Source organism: Bacillus sp. FSL E2-8887, from assembly GCF_038007205.1.
GTDB classification, from domain to species: domain Bacteria; phylum Bacillota; class Bacilli; order Bacillales; family Bacillaceae_G; genus Bacillus_A; species Bacillus_A mycoides.
This window is the reverse complement of the sequence record NZ_JBBOWS010000001.1, coordinates 2,353,899-2,371,385: the sequence shown is the minus strand read 5'-3', so window position 1 is coordinate 2,371,385 and position 17,487 is coordinate 2,353,899. Positions and strand designations below refer to the sequence as shown.

Here is a 17,487-nt window from a genome sequence, read left to right as displayed (position 1 = left end):
TACTTTTTGTATCGAAATAAAAAAGGAGCCATTATGCTCCTTTTTTATTTATTATGCAACGTGCTCTCATTATTATATTTTGGGAATGTAATAGTTAAAGTAGTTCCTTTATTAACGATACTTCGGATTTTTAAACTGCCTCGCATCGTTTCAATAATTTTAACAGCAACCATCGTACCTAAACCAGTACCTTTCGTTTTTGTACTAAAATATGGTTCGCCAAATCGATTAATTTGCTCTTGCGACATTCCAACTCCACTATCTTGAATCCTTATTATGACCTTATTATTGCTAACAGTTGCAGAAATAATTAGATTACCGCCACATGGCATTGCTTCTATACTGTTTTTTATTAAATTTAAAAAACATTGATGGAAGTGCTGTGTATTACCAATAATTGTTCCCTCTGAGAACTCTTTTGTAATATTAATAGTATTCATGTTACAAAAAGGCAACATCATATTAATAACTCGATTTAACTCGTGCTCCACTGAAATATGATCTAGTTTTTCTGAAGCCGGTTTGGCAAAAGTTAAGTAATCATCAATAATTGCTTGTGCACGATTTAACTCTTCAAGAATATGTTCAATATACTCATCTTTGGATTGTTGAGTTATATTGGGTGTTTTTAAAAGTTGTGTAAATCCTTTTACAACAGTCAATGGATTCCTTACTTCATGTGAAATACTTGCAGCGAGTTGGCTGACAATCTCCATTTTTTCAACTTTTATTAATTTTGATCGCATAAATATTGCATCTTTTAAAACCTCATTAAAATAGACCATAAATAATATTAAAATAGTTGGTAATAGAATGAAATAAATAATGTACAAATTATTCACTTCAAAATCTGATAGAGTTAAAACAATTACTGTTGTAAATATTGCAAGGAAAAAAGTTAAAAACATAGATGAAGTTACTTTTATTTTCCTATTGTATGTATTAAATTTTGAGGATGCGAATGCTGTAATTATTAACATCGTTCCATAAACAATGATTGTTAACAGGCTAAAACCATAAAACATAAAACGTATTATTAATAAAATCATGAGTAATGCAATACCGACTGGAAATCCACCATAAAGTGTACCAATTAAAAAGGGGATTTGTCTTAAATCGTGAATATAATTTTCATCCATATAGATGGGGTACCGCATACATAAAATTAGTGGGATACTCGTACAAAGAATGATAAGTAGTTTCTTATATTTCTTCCCAAAGTACCCACTATCATAAATAAAATAAAAAACAAATATACTGCTTAAAATATAAAGAAGATTATTTAAAACATTTTGATTAATGTAAACAAAGTTCATAATACATGCCCCGTTATCCTGAATTTCAATCCCATATGTATTATACATTATAAAAGTACAAGTTTTACATGTACTTTTACAATGTATTTAGTTTTTATAGATTTTCAGTGTTATAGGCTTTTAACCATGCATTATTAAACTCTTCCATTGACGCATAGCGCTCACTACGATTTTCATTTACAGCACGGTATGCTACTTCATATAAGCCTGCACTAGCTTCCCATTTCATAAAGGAACGATCTTGCCCGCCACCTAATAGTGCGAAAGCTATAGCCCCCATATTAAATACATTAGTTTTCCCGTCTATCATAGCATTAAGTTGAAACTCTTCAGGTGACATAAAACGAGATGACCCCCACATTCGTCCCATCTTATTTACATACGGTTTGTTACTGTATAAATCAATATCACAAATTTTTGTTTCATTAGTTTTAAAGTTGTACAAAATACTACCGTCATAAAAATCAATAGCTACATAGTTTTTGTGTTCAACGTAAGTATGGAAATTAAAAATAGAATTTAATGAAACTAGCCTATTTTTAACGGATAATTTTTTATATTTATAAAATGGTGAGTTAGGATCATTATATTTTGCTGGGGGTGGGAAACTCCAGTGCGAGTGAAGACATTCACCGTCAAACCAATCGAAAATTAAAACATATCCATGCTGTACAGGGTAGTGATCAATTAAATTTATAAGAGAAACGTGTTTTAATTCATTGTATATAGTAACTGAGCTTTTTAATCTTTGTATAGCTTCATTTGTAGAAGCATTATATGCGAGTGTTTGTGCCCCTGCATATTTTATAAAGTTCTTTTTCCCATTCTTTTCAACACCAAAACTTATATTACCGGAATCTTGTTGGTCAAAAACCGCAAATACTGTACCTAGTTTTGTAAGCCAATCAAAATTATGATGTTTTTTTAGTTGGAATGTTATAGTATCTAACTGAATTTTAACTGGAATATCTTTCATAATTCACCTCAAATTTAATATAATTAAGTTGTCCATTACAGTATTCGACATATTTTGTGAAATCCCTATATTTATAAACTTGAATTTTATGAATATAATAATATATAGTTATAAGGAGGAAAGCAAATGGATGGAAAAATCATAATTAAACCGTACCAACAATATTGGCATACAGAGTTTTTAAATGAAAAAAATAAACTTGTGCCGTTACTCCATGAAGAAATTATTGCTATTGAACATATCGGAAGCACAGCTGTAGAAGGGTTAGGGGCTAAACCTCTTATTGATATGATGATCGGCGTAACAAATTTACAAATTACCGAAAATTGGAGGGAAGCCCTAGAAGAAATTGGCTATGAATATGTTCCTAAAAAAACACCTAATTGGCGTTTTTTTAGGAAAGGTAAATGGAGAGCTGGTACCCACCATTTACATGTTTATATTTATAATAGCGAGGAATGGAGGAACAACCTTTTATTTCGAGACTTTCTAATAAATCATGAGTGGGCACGTGAAGAATATAGAAAATTAAAAGAGATGCTTGCTGCTACATATCCTTTTGATCGTGTTTCATATACAAATGCAAAAGCACCGTTTATTTGCAACATATTAGAATTGGCCAAAAAGGAGATAAATAAAATATAAGTAGTTTGCAGATTCTCATTTTATTTTAATCTTTCTCTCATGTTATTCTCTCTTTTACTTGATACACTGCTGATTATAGAGCTTTTGAGTCAAAAGGAGATTATATAAAATGGAGAAAATACTTAGAAATAAATATTTCCATATATATGTTAAAATAATCGGTATTACTATTATTGTTTGTAGTGTAGAATTGCTATTTATTAATGTTTTGTACGGGAATGTATTAAATGTACAATGGCTAAATAAGAAATTAGGTTCTTTAGGTGAATACGGGGTAATTATAGCTGCATCATTATGGTTCTTACGTCATATATGGTTATTTTTAAAGAAGAAACATATTCACAGATTTAAAATAATTAAAGAGCTATATCTTTTTATAAAACATTTTCACGTATTAATTGGATACGCTGTAATAGCTGTTGCGACTACTCACGGTGTTTACTTTTTAATAAAAGGAAGTCGGCATATTATGCTAGTATACAGTGGTATATTTTCTCTTTTAACCTTAATAGCATTAGGGATTGCGGGATTTGTTTTACAACAAACTAATAAGAAAACGAAATTGATAATGTATCGAAAAACACATCAAATCGTTGCAATTATATTCGGAATAGAATTACTTATTCATTTAATCGTATAGGAGGAAGTATCGTTGCAACATATACTAATTATTGAGGATGAGGAAAGCTTAGCAGATTTTTTAGAATTAGAATTAAAGTATGAAGGATATATAGTAGATATACAACTTGATGGAAGAAAGGGATTAGAAGTAGCACTTGAAAAGAATTACGATCTCATATTACTTGATTTAATGTTACCAGGATTAAACGGACTGGAAGTATGTCGTCGACTAAGAGCAACTAAAAGTACACCTATTATTATGTTGACTGCTCGTGATAGTATTATGGACCGTGTGACAGGGTTAGATAGTGGAGCTGATGATTATCTTCCAAAACCGTTTGCAATTGAAGAACTTTTAGCACGTATGAGAGTGATTTTTAGGAGAGAAGAAAATACAGAGCAAAAGCACGCATCATTTCTTTCGTTTAAAGATCTACAGCTTCAGATTGAATCTCGAACTATAACTAAAGGAAATGAAGAAATTGAACTTACAAATAAAGAATTCGAGCTACTGCTTATGTTTATGAAAAATATTAATCGAGTTCTTACCCGTGATATTTTACTGGACCAAGTATGGGGATATGATGCAATGGTTGAGACAAATATAGTCGATGTGTATGTTCGTTATTTACGTAATAAGTTACATAGTGTGGATAAGGAGGAGTATATCCAAACAGTTCGCGGTGCTGGATATATAATGAAATGATAAAAAACATTGTGCACCGAATTCGAAATTTACCTATAAAGTGGAAATTAACACTTTGGTCCACTACACTAGTATTCATTTTGTTTATTTTGTATAGCACGTTACAATTCATTGTAATTAATAAGTGGACTATAGATTATGAACAGAAACAAATAAACAGACAATTGACAGAAATAGCGGCATATTTTCAAGATAAAAACGAAACGCTCTCGAGCAAAACATTTGAAAATAGTAAAGAATTTCTAAATAATATGATTGATAAACATCAAATGATTCGTATTATCGGAAATGATGGAAAGCCCATTGTTACTGTTTCTCGAGATTTTAATGAAGCTTGGATAAAACCAAAACAGGTTACCCAAGATGAATCCTTAATAAAAAGACATATAGAAGATCGAATATTAGTTGAGCGCATACCAATTCAAACAAAAAAATTCACGGGAACTATTGAACTTACGAAAAACTTAGAGACATTTGATCATTTATTAAAAATTATCTTAGTGGTAATGGTCTTTGCAGGGATATGTGGATTAGTGTTTAGTTTTTTAGGCGGAATACTTATAACGAAAAAGCTTTTATCAAGTGTTCAAAACATAACGGATACGATGAAGCGTATTAAGAAAAACGGACTAAATGAAAGAGTTCCAGTACGAGAAAATAATGATGAACTCGCAAAATTATCGATTCTTTTTAATGAAATGATGGATGAAGTGGAAACTTCTTTTACACAGCAAAAACAGTTTGTAGAAGACGCATCGCATGAATTAAGAACACCATTAACAATTATTCAAGGGCACTTATCAATGCTGAATCGATGGGGGAAAAATGATCCAGCTATATTGGATAAATCTCTTCAATCCAGTTTAAAAGAAGTAGATCGATTAAATAAATTAGTTTCAGAATTGCTAGAGCTATCAAGGGCTGAATCAGAACAGATACATCCAATAGTAGCTGAACGAGTCCATGTTAATAGCGTATTAAAACAAGTTACACAAAACTTTGCAGTACTGCAAACTGACTTTCAATTTGATATGAAATTGGATGCAGATGAAGCGTATGTTTCAATACCATCATCTTACTTAGAACAAATAATTATTATTGTAATGGATAATGCAGTGAAATATACAAAAGAAGCTAATGAGTATATTTGTATTGAATCAAGTATACAGTCGGGGAAAATTAATATTCGCATAATAGATCATGGAGCGGGAATACCTGAATCGGATTTACCATTTGTTCTTAACCGTTTTTATAGAGTCGATAAAGCGAGAAGTCGAAAACAAGGTGGCAATGGGCTAGGTCTATCTATTGCAAAACGGCTTGTAGAAAAATATAACGGAACTATTCAATTAGAGAGTAAAAAAAATGAAGGAACAGTTGTTACGATTACATTTCCTTATGCTACCCATTGATAGTTGAAGGTGGAAAATTCTTTTTGTAAGAGTTATTTAAAAGGAGGATTACATGATGTATTTCTTCTTTTTTTTAATGTTTAGTAATCAAAATATTTTATTTCTTTCGATATTTTCGATACATTAATAATATAAAGGGGGATTATTAATGAAAGCTATTATACATCAACATAAAAATGGAATAGAAGGTTTAAAATATAAATTATCACCTGAGATAACTCCTAACATTGGAGAGGTTAAAGTGAAATTAAAAGCAGCAGGTTTAAATCATCGTGATTTATTTATAATGAATAATAGAAAAGAAATGGAACTACCATTAGTTTTAGGGTCAGATGGTGCAGGTATTGTTATAGAACTAGGAGAAGGAGTTTCAAATATTTCACTACATACCGAGGTTATTATTAACCCTAGTATTGGATGGAATAATACTCATGAAATACCAGAGTTACCTGAAGTACTAGGTGGACCAGCCGATGGAACGTTTGCCGAATATGTTATTGTGCCGGCTGAAAATGTAGTGAAAAAGCCATCCTATCTTACGTGGGAAGAATCTGGTGTGCTATCTTTATCGGCATTAACTGCATATAGAGCGCTTTTTACAAAAGGTAGATTAAAACCTGAAGAACATGTCCTAATTCCGGGAATCGGCGGTGGTGTAGCTACTTATGCTATGTTATTTGCTAAAGCAATTGGAGCAAAGGTGAGTGTTACTTCAAGGATAGAGGACAAAAAAAAGGCTGCTGAAAAATATGGAGCAGACTTTTCTTTTAATAGTTCTGGTAATTGGGACGAGTGCCTACATGGAGAAAAAGTGGATTTAATTATAGATAGTATAGGTCCGGCGACGTTCTTAAAATATTTTGATATATTAAAACCAAATGGAAGAATCGTTAACTTTGGTGCAAGTTCAGGAGATAAAATCGAATTACCGTTACGAGCATTATTTTATAATCAAATCGATATTATGGGAACATCAATGGGGAGCAGTGAAGAGTTTAATGCGATGATTCATTTTATAGAGGAACATAATATTAAACCAATCATTGATAAAGTATATCCATTAGAAGAAGCAATTCAAGCTTTAAATCGAATGCAGCAAGGAGAACAATTCGGTAATATTGCCCTTCGTATGGAATGAAAATATGATTTCAGAGAAATTATATTTAAATGAACATGTTAAGTATTATATTCATGCATAAAGTGTTTACCATACTATTTAAAATGTTTTACAAGCTTTATACATACTTAGCTCTTGTAAATAGTTACACGATTGTCAAATGAATAGTAATAAAATGAGAATTAGATGAGAAAAGTTTAAGCCCATTTTCATATTGATGTTGTATACTGTGTAAATCAAGAACACTTGTATCTTTATTTAAAGTACAATGAGTAATAATAAGGAGAGAGTAATATGAATTACACAGTATTTCAATGGATTAATAACTTTGCTGGATCATCCAAGCTATTAGATACGCTAATGATCGCTATTACAAATAGTGCTGCATATGTAGCTATTCTATTTATGCTTATCCTATGGTTTAATAATGGAAAGAAAGAGAATGCAATTAGAAAACAATATACAGTGTTATATACGACACTTTCAGTTAGTATTGCATTATTAGTAAATGTTCTTATACATGCGGTATATTACCATCCGCGTCCTTTTATAACACATCATGTAAATCAATTAGTACCGCATGCAGCAGATTCATCATTTGTAAGTGATCATTCTGTACTCGTATTTTCGATTGCTTTCGTATTTATTCTAAGAGGAGAAAAACTTAAATATATCGCGTTAATATGGGCAATATTAGTCGGTGTATCACGCATGTACGTAGGCGTTCATTATCCTCTAGATATACTGGGTGCTGCGTTCTTAACATTTATTACAAGTGGATTAGTGATGCAAAGCGCACGTATATTTGAACCGTTAGCAAGTTTTATTTTCAAAATGTATGCACTAGTAGCAAAACGAGTTCCTTTTTTAGCGAAATATAACCACATAGCGTAAACTTAAGAACCTACCAAAAAGTAGGTTCTTTTTATTTGAAGATTCGAAAAATTTCACTCACCGTATTTTATATTAAAAAATACAAAATTAATAAAAAATAAATAGCAACAGAACTGGTTTTCTTATTGTTATAGAGGAATTAGTAAAAAAACTTCGAAAAATATAGTATCTACTATATTAAAGAACATATTTAGTAGCGCATTAATACATTGTAAAGGAAAGGAGATTAGTATGCATAAACTTCAAACGAATAAAGGCGCTCGATATATGATGATTGCTTTTATTGTTTTGTTTCTTACTATGCTTTTACGTATATTTTATATTCAAGCAGTAGGAGTCGTGCATAATGTTAATGTAAAGGATCTTGCGAAGGAACAACAAAACAAAAATGGAGTTTTAGAGGCAAATCGCGGGACAATTTATGATCAAAACGGTAAAGTATTAGTCCAAGACTCAACGACATATCGCATCGTTGTAAACTTAAAAGGAAAAGATAAATTAAAAGATAAAGAAGATACTGCACAACGTTTAGCAGATGCGCTTGAAGTTGATAAAGAGGAGATCATGAAAAATTTTCATGAAGGACGTACGCAAGTTGAAATTGGTAAAATTGGACGTAACTTATCTAGAGAAGCGAAGGAAGAACTTAAAAATTTGAAAATACCAGGTGTATCGTTTACAACAGAAAAAGCCAGAGTATACCCAAATGAAGACTTCGCCTCGTATATACTTGGTTTTGCAAGACCAGATGATAAAGGTAATGCGGAGGGCAAGTTTGGGCTTGAAGAAAGTTTGGATAAATATTTACGCTCTACAAACGGAAATGTAAAATATGTAGGTTCACGAAATGGTATCCCACTTACAAATGATATAGGAAAAATAGAACCTGCTAAAAATGGAAATAACGTATACCTTACGCTTGATAAACAAATTAATAGTTTTTTAGAAGACGCGATGAATAAAGCGGCGCAACACTATGACCCTTCTATGTTAGTAGGAATTATTGCAGATCCAAAAACAGGTAAGATTTTAGCAATGTCTAGTAAGCCTAGTTATAATCCTAACAAGGGAGACATTGAATATTTTTTAAACGATCCAATTGCGAATGCATTCGAACCAGGGTCTACAATGAAAGTTTTTACATTAGCTTCTGCAATTAATGAAGGTGTATATAACGGGAAAGAATATTTCCAATCAGGAAAATACGCAGTTGGTTCAGCAGAGATTAAAGATCATAATGGCGGCTATGGATGGGGCTCAATTACATTTGATGAAGGGTTTGAACGGTCATCGAACGTTGCTTTTTCTATTTTAGAAGACCAGTTACTGAAACCAAATAAATTCAAGCAATATATGAATAAATTTGGTTTCAATCAAAAAACAGGGATAGATTTACCTGGAGAAAGTAAAAATACATTATTGTTAAATACTCAAATTCAACAAGTTACTACTTCTTTCGGCCAAGGCTCAACTGTAACTCCTATTCAAATCGTACAAGCGGCCACAGCTATAGCAAATGACGGGAAAATGATGCAACCTTATATTGTTGATAAGGTTGTAAATCCAACAAATAAACAAGTTATTATGGAAAATCAACCTAAAGAAATAGGGAATCCGATTAAAAAAGAAACTGCAGAAGAGGTAAGGAACTTAATGGAGCGAGTTATTACTTCATCAAAAGGAACGGGAACGATGTATAAAATTGATGGCTATCCGATTGGTGGTAAAACAGGGACAGCGCAAATTCCGAATCCTGAAAATGGACGATATATGGAAGGGAAAGATAATTATATTTTTTCATTCTTAGGAATGGCTCCAATTGATGATCCACAATTAGTCGTATATTTAGCCATTAAGCAACCTAAATTAAAGGGGAATGAATACGGTGCTCAGCCTCTTGCTGAAATTTTTAAACCAGTTATGAAAAATAGTCTAGAATATTTAAAAGTGAAACCATATACAGAAAAGCAAATGGCAGATGCAACAAAGCAATCTGAAATAAAAGTACAAAATTATGTAAATCAAACAATGGATACTGTAAAAAATATTGCAGAAAAAGAGAAACTTCAGCCGGTATTATTAGGAGAAGGAAAGATAATAAAACAATATCCACAGACTAGCGAAGTAATGAGTGAAGGAGATCGCATACTTCTAGTAGGAAGTAATGTGAAAATGCCTAACCTAAAAGGTTGGTCAATGCGTGATGTTATGTATTTCTCCAAGCTATTAAAATTAGATTTAAAAACTTCAGGTATGGGCTATGTAACGAGTCAAAGTATTGAAAAAGGACAAGATTTACAAGAGGGTGACACTTTAGAACTAGAATTAGAACCACCGCTACAACCGTTAGTAGAGGCAAATACGAATTAATTTGGACATTTTGAAGGGCCTATATATAATTGGCTCTTTTTTTAGAGATTCAACTAATTTCACGCACCGTAATTTTTAGAAAAAATAATAAATAAGACTATTAACATTGGCATAACTTAAAATATCTGATTATTTGTTATTTACAGTTAAATGAATATGTGATAATATGGAAAAAATCAAATGCAGTGAAGAGAAGAGTAAATAAAATGAATTTTTCACAGAGAGCTCCATTTAGCTGAAAAGGAGCAAAAATTCTTTATTGAATCAAGCCTCTGAGCAGCACATCGGAACCTTTTAAAAGTGGATGGTGTGACGGGAGCTCCCGTTATAGAGCTAAGGTATAAGCATGAAAATAGTGCAGTACCTGATAAGGTTAATATGGCGACATATTAACAAACTAGGGTGGCACCGCGATGATAAATCTCGTCCCTAAGACTAAAAGTCTTGGGGGTGGGATTTTTTTGTTTTTTTAAGACAATTTAGAAAGTGGGTGCCTAAAGTGAAAAAATTACTTAAAGATTGGAAATATCCTTTATTACTATTGTCCGGAGTTGGTATTGCGAATTTAGGTGCATGGATTTATTTAATCGCACTGAATGTACTTGTCTATAATATGGGTGGCTCAGCCTTAGCTGTCGCTACTTTATATGTGATAAAACCATTAGCCACTTTATTTACAAACGCTTGGTCAGGAAGTATGATAGATCGTTTAAATAAACGAAAGTTAATGATTCACCTCGATATATATCGAGTAGTATTTATCGCTATTTTACCCTTGGTTCCATCCCTTTGGATTGTCTATCTCTTAGTATTTTTTATAAGCATGGCCAGTGCGATTTATGAACCAACTGCTATGACATATATGACGAAATTAATTCCAGTAGAGCAAAGACAACGTTTCAACTCACTACGTAGTTTAATAGGATCTGGTGCATTTTTAATTGGTCCAGCAGTAGCGGGGATATTATTAATAACTGGTACACCAGAGTTTGCTATATATATGAATGCTATAGCATTTCTGTTATCAGGGTTCATTACATTACTTTTACCTAATCTTGATAAAAAAGACGATTCTAATACATCCAATGATAAATTTTCACTAACTGTATTAAAGAAAGATTGGAACATAGTTTTAAATTTTAGTAAAAAATCTATGTATATTGTTTGTGTTTACTTCTTATTTCAAGGGATGATGGTTTTAGCTACCGCTATAGATTCACTTGAACTATCGTTTGCGAAAGAAGTTTTATTGTTAACAGATAGTGAGTATGGCTTCCTAGTTAGTATCGCTGGAGCGGGTTTTATTTTAGGAGCTATAACAAATACAATTTTATCAAAAAAATTAGCACCTTCATTTCTAATTGGGATAGGATCATTATTCATTGCAATCGGATATTTGATTTATGCTTTTTCAAGTGAGTTTTTAATAGCTGCTATCGGATTCTTTATTCTATCTTTCTCTATGGCATATGCAAATACAGGATTTTACACATTTTATCAAAATAACGTTCCGGTTCATATGATGGGACGAATCGGGAGTATATACGGGCTCATTATAGCTGTTTTAACAATTTTTATAACGATTCTGTTCGGCGTTGCAACTCAATTCACTTCTATGCAACTTGTGGTCATTGTAGGAGTACTGGTAATGCTACTTATTACTATCATATTGTGCGTGTTTACCTTATTACCATCGCAGTCTAAGATATATTCCGCTGAATCAATAAAATCGAAATAGTTACCTTGATTTTTATTTGAAACTAAAGGGTGGGTGAATAGGAGGTTTCTTTACCCTATATATGGAAAAATAATAAGGGGAAAGAACAATACCAATAAACAAGGGTGGTTATTATGATAAAAACAAAAGATCAAATAGAGAAAATTGTAAAAGAAATACATCAGAATATAGATTTTTCTGGGGTAGTCTTAATAAAAAAAGATGATGATATTATCTATGAAAATTCATTTGGATATGCTAACCGAAGTGAATGTATAAACAATACACTACAAACAAGATTTGGAATTGCCTCAAGATGCAAATTATTTACTGCTATCATAAAGGGGCAGGACCTGAAAAACTAATGGTAGAAATAGAAGTAGCTTTTTAATTACATGGATATAAAAATTAGTGCATATAAAAAAGAAGACGAAATAGGCTAGGTACGTTGCCGTGCGTTATCTTTTTTAGATACAGCATATTATGACAATGTACTTAGAGCGAAAGAAAAATATGAAAATCCCGCAATTGAACTAGTAGCTATATATGAAGACCAAGTAGTAGGAGACGTATGAGTAAAAAGTACGTCTTTTTACTTTTATAAATAATGCTTAAGGCTGATGGGAAATTACATTCCATATTATACAAATTAAAGTAGCTATCGTATTTCAAGTATGATATGAACAGAGACGAATATAATTTTCAAAGGTAAACAAGTATATAGGAGGACTCTAAATGGATATTCTATTTGTTATTCTACTTGTTATTCTTATAATTGTATTAATTCAAGGTAAGGAATACAAAGTGAATATTAATCGTATTTGGCTCATTCCGGCTTTGCTGTGCTTTGTAACAATCCAGTCCATTATTCATATGGGACAATTAAATATATTGCAAGGACTTCTCTTCGTTGCAATGCTTGGAATTGGATTGGGTCTTGGAGTTATTAGGGGAAAAGCTTTAACATTTCGATTAGATAGTGAAACAGGTCATGTATTACGAAAAGGAAATTGGTTAAGTACAATTATTCTCCTTGTTATTTTAGGTGCAAAAATCGTGATTAAGCAAAGTATGTTTCCTGGCAGTACTCACCACACATTAATGGTTGTAACGAATGCCTTTTTATGTATTACATTAGGTACCGTAATTAGTAGACGCTATTATATTTGGAAAAAATATAATGAATTAACACAAAAAGCGTAAATACATTCGTCCCTTGTTTAACAACGCTGTGAACGGTAATACTAAATAATATTGAACTTTTACAACAAGGGATGATAATATGATATTCATTTACACAGATTTCGGTGGAACGCATTCAACTGCACTCGCTGCAGCTTATCATTTAAATAAATTACCAACAGATCGTAAGTTAACGAAAGAAGAAATATTAAATGTAGATTACTTTAATAAATTGAAAACAGAGGATATGGGAAAGATTATTTTTCATGGACAAGATGAATATGAAAATCCTGTATATACAATTGGGTGCGGGGCATCCAAAGTCGTTGTACCTGCGATGAAGCATTTAGGAGAGATTCTGCAAAAACATTATCATAGCCATGAAAAGATTATCTTTTCTAATACATCACCAACAGTTCCTTTACCAATGACTTTCGGTGGTCTGTTTTCTAGAAGGTTCCACATCGACTTTATCGGCGTACCATTACTCGTATGGGGAGCAAAACTTAGCTGTGATAACATACAAAGGCTTGTTAATTATACGAAAGAAGCTGGCCGATTGACGAATGATTATGTTGTAATTTTAGATAACGAAACATTTAAGTAATGTTAAAAGAAGGCCGGGAAATTTTGTGGTTTTCTTTTTTTTGATAAATAGACAAAAAACATTCACATTTATTATTACATCTACTATAGCCAAAATAATAAAGTCCTGTTACTATTACAGGGGATATTCTCTTTTCGTAAGATAAATATATAGAAAAGTCAGAAAAGAGGAACAGAATAAGGGAGGAACAACATGAAGCGTGTTGCTTGGTTTACTGATAGTACAACTGCGAGTTTTACAACAGATGGTGATAACTTTGTTATCCCAATTGAAGTTATTATTGATGGAGTGTCTTATAAGGATTGTGAAGAAGGAGTTCATAAACGTCTTTATGAAGCGTTAAATGATGGAAGAACAGTTACTACTTCGCAACCTAACATAGGGGAAATGGTAGAATTATTTACTAAATGCAAAGAAGAATATGAAGAAGGCTTTGCAGTTGCTATTAGCGGAAAAGTAAGTGGGACCTATCAAAATATGAAGTTAGCTGCTGATATGGCAGGTTTCCCTTTAACTGTATTAGATAGTGAAACGACAAGTTATCCAATGGATGAACTTTTGAGAAAAGCTAAAACGTTATACAATGATGGTATGACTTTACAAGATATACATAAAACATTAGTAGATGAAAAAAGAAGGCCTTTTTATGTATTTCCAAAAAGCTTAAAAGGTTTATATGCAAGTGGTCGAGTAAAGGGAGTTCAATTTTTACTTGGAAGTTTATTAAGTGTCAACTTAATCTTAGAAGTAAAAGGCGGGGAACTTTTACTTGAAAAGAAAGTGCGTAAAATCCAAAAATGTAGAGAATACATTAAAAATGAGCTTGAAAAAGAATTACCAAAAGTACTTCATATGTTCTATGCTAACGATAAAGATGGAGCTGAAGAATGGATTTCAGATATTAAACAATCATTTCCTGAAATGGATTTCAAACTGTATCCATTACCGATTTCATTTGCTGTTCATGCAGGTGAAGGAACAATAGCAATTAGTTATTAAGAGGAAAACCCGTGAATAATTCGCGGGTTTTTTTATTATATAAAAGCTTCATTACATCATTCTCGTATCATAAATAATAATGTATAGATAAAAGGATTTTCTACTAAAAAAAAGAAGTATGTATAAACAAATATTATAATGGTAGTGATATTATGAAAATCGGAAAGTTTGGAGAAAAAAATAATATAAGTATAGATACAATTAGACATTATATGGATCTCGGACTAATTATTCCTGAAAAGAAGGGTAGCCATTATTTTTTTGATGAGTATTGTCAAAAAGATATAGAGCTTATATTAGAGTACAAATGGCTAGGTTTTAGTTTGAATGAAATTAAAGAACTTTTTCTTTATCAAAATTTAGCAAAATCTATGAATTACGAAAAAGATACTCTTTACCAATCTTTATTTAAATCGAAATACGAAATGTTTGAACAAGAAATACAAATTTTAGAGGAGAGAAGGGATAAATTAAAAGAAGTGTTAAATGATTTATCGCTAACAAATGAAACTCCGAATTCTATTATTGGGATAGATTTAAGCGTACTTCATTTACTTACATGTTCTAAGTGTAGCAAAAACCTAATTCTTCAAAATGGAATTATTAATTGCAATCAAATTACAGAGGGAAAGTTAATTTGTAACTGTGGGGAAGAATACATTATTACTTCAGGTATTCTAACAGCTGGAAATTTATTTAAAGCATATGAGCGATCTTCACTTGAAAGTTCTATTTCAGATTATATTCATGAAACTGATACTGCATATTTGGAAAATATGCATAGAGAAGGAGAATGGGCGAAAAAGAAACTAATGCAATTAGATTTAAATAACAAAATACTACTTGATATAGGATCGGGTCTTGGGTTCTTTTTGCGAAATATTTATGAAGAACTACCCGAGGATTGCTTATTTATTGCAGTTGATCGAGATTTGAATAAACTACTATTTTTAAAAGATGTATTAGAAAGAAGAAATCCGAAAAGAAACATTCTCTTTATCTGTGCTGATTTTTTAAGTATACCTATTCAGAATCAGTCTGTTGATATTGTAATTGATCACTCTGGTACGAGCAATTATAGTTTTGAGCATGAAAATTTTTTATTGCACGAATTAAACTATCTATTCAAACCTGATTGTTATTTATTAAGTTCATTTATTGTATTTAAAAATTTTAGCATAAATAGCCAAATTACAACTAGATTAAGAGATAATTTTACGTCTTCAAAAGTCAAGGGAGAAATCCAAAAGCTACAGTTTAATTCCATAGATGAAAGAACTTCAGAATATATTGAACGAGGAGGAAAATACGAGGATTTCTTTGTTCAAGGAGAAGAAATTTATACATATTCATTTTTCAGAAAAAGATGGGGTTAACCCCATCTTTTTTAATTTTTCTTTTAAAAGTTTTTAATACTAGCATATTGATATTGGGTTGACCCGAGAACTTACACTGTACGTAATACAAAGTTCAGCGGGAGGGAAATGTTATGGGAAGTTTACGATTACATATAGAAAATAAAAAAAGAAACCAAGAACTAAGAAATATTTGTTTATATTCAATTGCAAAAACAGTATCAATATTCGGTAGCTCTATATATAGTTTCGCATTAGGATTATATGTTTTACAAATAACCGGATCTGCGTTAAATTTTGCGATTACGCTCATTTTAGGAACGATTCCAATGATTGTTATGAATCCATTTGCCGGTGTAATTGCTGATAAGGTTGATAAAAAGAAACTGGTTATTTGTATGGATTTACTAAGTGGATGCTTATTAATAACTGTTTATATATTAAGCAGCTATTATGGATTAAACTTATTCATCGTTTATACTACTACCTTTCTTATGACGGTATTTACAACATTTTTTGGAATAGGATTAGAAGCCGCAAAACCAAATATCGTCTCTAAAGAGCGGCTTATGAGTATTAACTCTATAAGTAAAATTATCGATTCTGTATCTTTAATTCTCGGTCCTATGTTAGGTGGCATCGTTTTTGCAGTCTTTGATATTAAAATTTTTATAATTATAAACGGTATTTCATTTATTCTTTCGGGTATATCCATAGTATTTATTCATTTTAAACTGTTCGAGTTCAATATAAATGAGGAATGCCCAAAAAGGAGAATTAATTTTATTAAAGATATAAAAGAGGGGTTTTCATACTTAATTGAAAAGGAAAGCTTAAAGAATACGTTTCGAATTTTAATTTCACTTAATTTCTTCTTAGGGTTTGCTGTAACTGTTCCATTGCCATACATTATTAACACAGTTCTCAATCTTAGTTCTAAGCAATTTGGTATCATTCAAGGGACTTTTCCAGTAGGGATGATAATTGGTGCAATTTTAGTAAAAAAGATAACTAATCGTTTTTCTTACTCTTATCTTTTGAAAAAGCTAAGTTCAATGTTGGCAGTTTTTATGATTATTTCAGGAATTCCAGTTCTATTCAAAAGTTTTGAAGTAAATGATTTTGTATACGTTATTATGTATTGTGTCGTTATGTTCTTTTTAGGGCTAATAATAGCGTTAATTGATATTCCTTTAATTTATTTCATGCAAAAAGAGATTCCTGATGAATATAGGGGGAGGGTACTCAGTATTGGATTAAGTATAGGTAAAATGATGCAGCCAATAGCATTGGCATTATCAGGATTAGTATTAAATTATATCCCTGCTTACACGCTGCCAATTACAGGAGGGATAGTATTTCTTATTTTGAATAAGGCTTACTCAAATAAGTTAAATTTAGAAATTCATTCAAAAGATTATAGTGTTTTGCGTAGCTAAGTGAACTTGTTAAGTAACAAAAAAGATGCTTATTTTGCAATAAAGTCCTTTAAAAAATAATAATGTTGTTTAAAAATCCTTCTTTAACTAAAGTGATAGGTGGTCGAAGTAAAGGCACTTTTTTAAATACA

The 17,487-nt window shown here is 31.4% G+C and carries 15 protein-coding genes, 2 pseudogenes and 1 other annotated feature; of the genes and pseudogenes, 15 read left to right on the top strand and 2 right to left on the bottom strand.

Annotated elements, in window-relative coordinates:
• Positions 1 to 44: 44 nt before the first annotated feature.
• A complete protein-coding gene (locus tag NSQ08_RS11795) occupies positions 45 to 1,364 on the bottom strand; it encodes a sensor histidine kinase (protein ID WP_002141985.1) in 1,320 nt (439 codons plus the stop codon).
• A 46-nt stretch (positions 1,365 to 1,410) separates the two neighbouring features.
• Positions 1,411 to 2,292 (bottom strand): protein kinase, encoded by an 882-nt coding sequence (locus NSQ08_RS11790; RefSeq protein ID WP_061690133.1) that lies wholly within the window; start codon positions 2,290 to 2,292, stop codon positions 1,411 to 1,413.
• A 126-nt stretch (positions 2,293 to 2,418) separates the two neighbouring features.
• Here NSQ08_RS11790 and NSQ08_RS11785 point away from each other — a divergent pair, with 126 nt between their 5' ends.
• The 15 genes and pseudogenes from NSQ08_RS11785 to NSQ08_RS11715 all read left to right on the top strand — a co-directional run bounded on the left by NSQ08_RS11785 (position 2,419) and on the right by NSQ08_RS11715 (position 17,356).
• On the top strand, positions 2,419 to 2,937 hold the full coding sequence (locus NSQ08_RS11785) for a GrpB family protein (protein ID WP_061690134.1): 519 nt from the start codon (positions 2,419 to 2,421) through the stop codon (positions 2,935 to 2,937).
• A 109-nt stretch (positions 2,938 to 3,046) separates the two neighbouring features.
• Entirely contained in the window at positions 3,047 to 3,577 is a 531-nt protein-coding gene (locus NSQ08_RS11780) for a hypothetical protein (protein ID WP_061690135.1), read from the top strand.
• A 12-nt stretch (positions 3,578 to 3,589) separates the two neighbouring features.
• The gene (locus NSQ08_RS11775) at positions 3,590 to 4,264 is read left to right on the top strand and encodes a response regulator transcription factor (RefSeq protein ID WP_340774948.1); all 675 of its coding nucleotides are present in this window, start codon (positions 3,590 to 3,592) and stop codon (positions 4,262 to 4,264) included.
• Positions 4,261 to 5,676, top strand: a complete 1,416-nt coding sequence (locus NSQ08_RS11770) for a HAMP domain-containing histidine kinase (RefSeq protein WP_340774945.1) — start codon at positions 4,261 to 4,263, stop codon at positions 5,674 to 5,676. Before NSQ08_RS11775 ends, NSQ08_RS11770 begins: the two co-directional genes overlap by 4 nt.
• A gap of 148 nt (positions 5,677 to 5,824) precedes the next feature.
• Complete coding sequence (locus NSQ08_RS11765; RefSeq protein ID WP_340774942.1) at positions 5,825 to 6,814, top strand: zinc-binding dehydrogenase; 990 nt, start codon at positions 5,825 to 5,827, stop codon at positions 6,812 to 6,814.
• Positions 6,815 to 7,087: 273 nt separating this feature from the next.
• A complete protein-coding gene (locus tag NSQ08_RS11760) occupies positions 7,088 to 7,687 on the top strand; it encodes an undecaprenyl-diphosphatase (protein WP_002141978.1) in 600 nt (199 codons plus the stop codon).
• 231 nt (positions 7,688 to 7,918) lie between these two features.
• The gene (locus NSQ08_RS11755; protein WP_340774938.1) at positions 7,919 to 10,057 is read left to right on the top strand and encodes a penicillin-binding protein; all 2,139 of its coding nucleotides are present in this window, start codon (positions 7,919 to 7,921) and stop codon (positions 10,055 to 10,057) included.
• Between the two features lie 176 nt (positions 10,058 to 10,233).
• Positions 10,234 to 10,491 (top strand) — a binding site (T-box leader).
• A 65-nt stretch (positions 10,492 to 10,556) separates the two neighbouring features.
• Positions 10,557 to 11,795 carry an MFS transporter gene (locus NSQ08_RS11750; protein ID WP_002189759.1) on the top strand — a complete coding sequence of 413 codons (1,239 nt, stop codon included), beginning with the start codon at positions 10,557 to 10,559 and terminating at the stop codon, positions 11,793 to 11,795.
• A 113-nt stretch (positions 11,796 to 11,908) separates the two neighbouring features.
• Positions 11,909 to 12,112, top strand: a pseudogene (locus tag NSQ08_RS11745) (penicillin-binding protein); the annotation flags it as partial.
• 57 nt (positions 12,113 to 12,169) lie between these two features.
• A pseudogene (locus NSQ08_RS11740) lies at positions 12,170 to 12,340 on the top strand (GNAT family N-acetyltransferase); the annotation flags it as partial.
• A 169-nt stretch (positions 12,341 to 12,509) separates the two neighbouring features.
• Positions 12,510 to 12,977 carry a DUF1453 family protein gene (locus NSQ08_RS11735; protein ID WP_002032414.1) on the top strand — a complete coding sequence of 156 codons (468 nt, stop codon included), beginning with the start codon at positions 12,510 to 12,512 and terminating at the stop codon, positions 12,975 to 12,977.
• A gap of 79 nt (positions 12,978 to 13,056) precedes the next feature.
• Entirely contained in the window at positions 13,057 to 13,563 is a 507-nt protein-coding gene (locus NSQ08_RS11730) for a DUF3189 family protein (RefSeq protein ID WP_002141972.1), read from the top strand.
• Positions 13,564 to 13,755: 192 nt separating this feature from the next.
• Positions 13,756 to 14,562 carry a DegV family protein gene (locus NSQ08_RS11725; protein WP_078176616.1) on the top strand — a complete coding sequence of 269 codons (807 nt, stop codon included), beginning with the start codon at positions 13,756 to 13,758 and terminating at the stop codon, positions 14,560 to 14,562.
• A 152-nt stretch (positions 14,563 to 14,714) separates the two neighbouring features.
• Positions 14,715 to 15,938: a methyltransferase domain-containing protein gene (locus NSQ08_RS11720; RefSeq protein WP_340774923.1), complete on the top strand. Its 1,224-nt coding sequence runs from the start codon at positions 14,715 to 14,717 to the stop codon at positions 15,936 to 15,938.
• Positions 15,939 to 16,051: 113 nt separating this feature from the next.
• The gene (locus NSQ08_RS11715; protein ID WP_002032410.1) at positions 16,052 to 17,356 is read left to right on the top strand and encodes an MFS transporter; all 1,305 of its coding nucleotides are present in this window, start codon (positions 16,052 to 16,054) and stop codon (positions 17,354 to 17,356) included.
• The last annotated feature ends 131 nt before the right edge of the window (positions 17,357 to 17,487 follow it).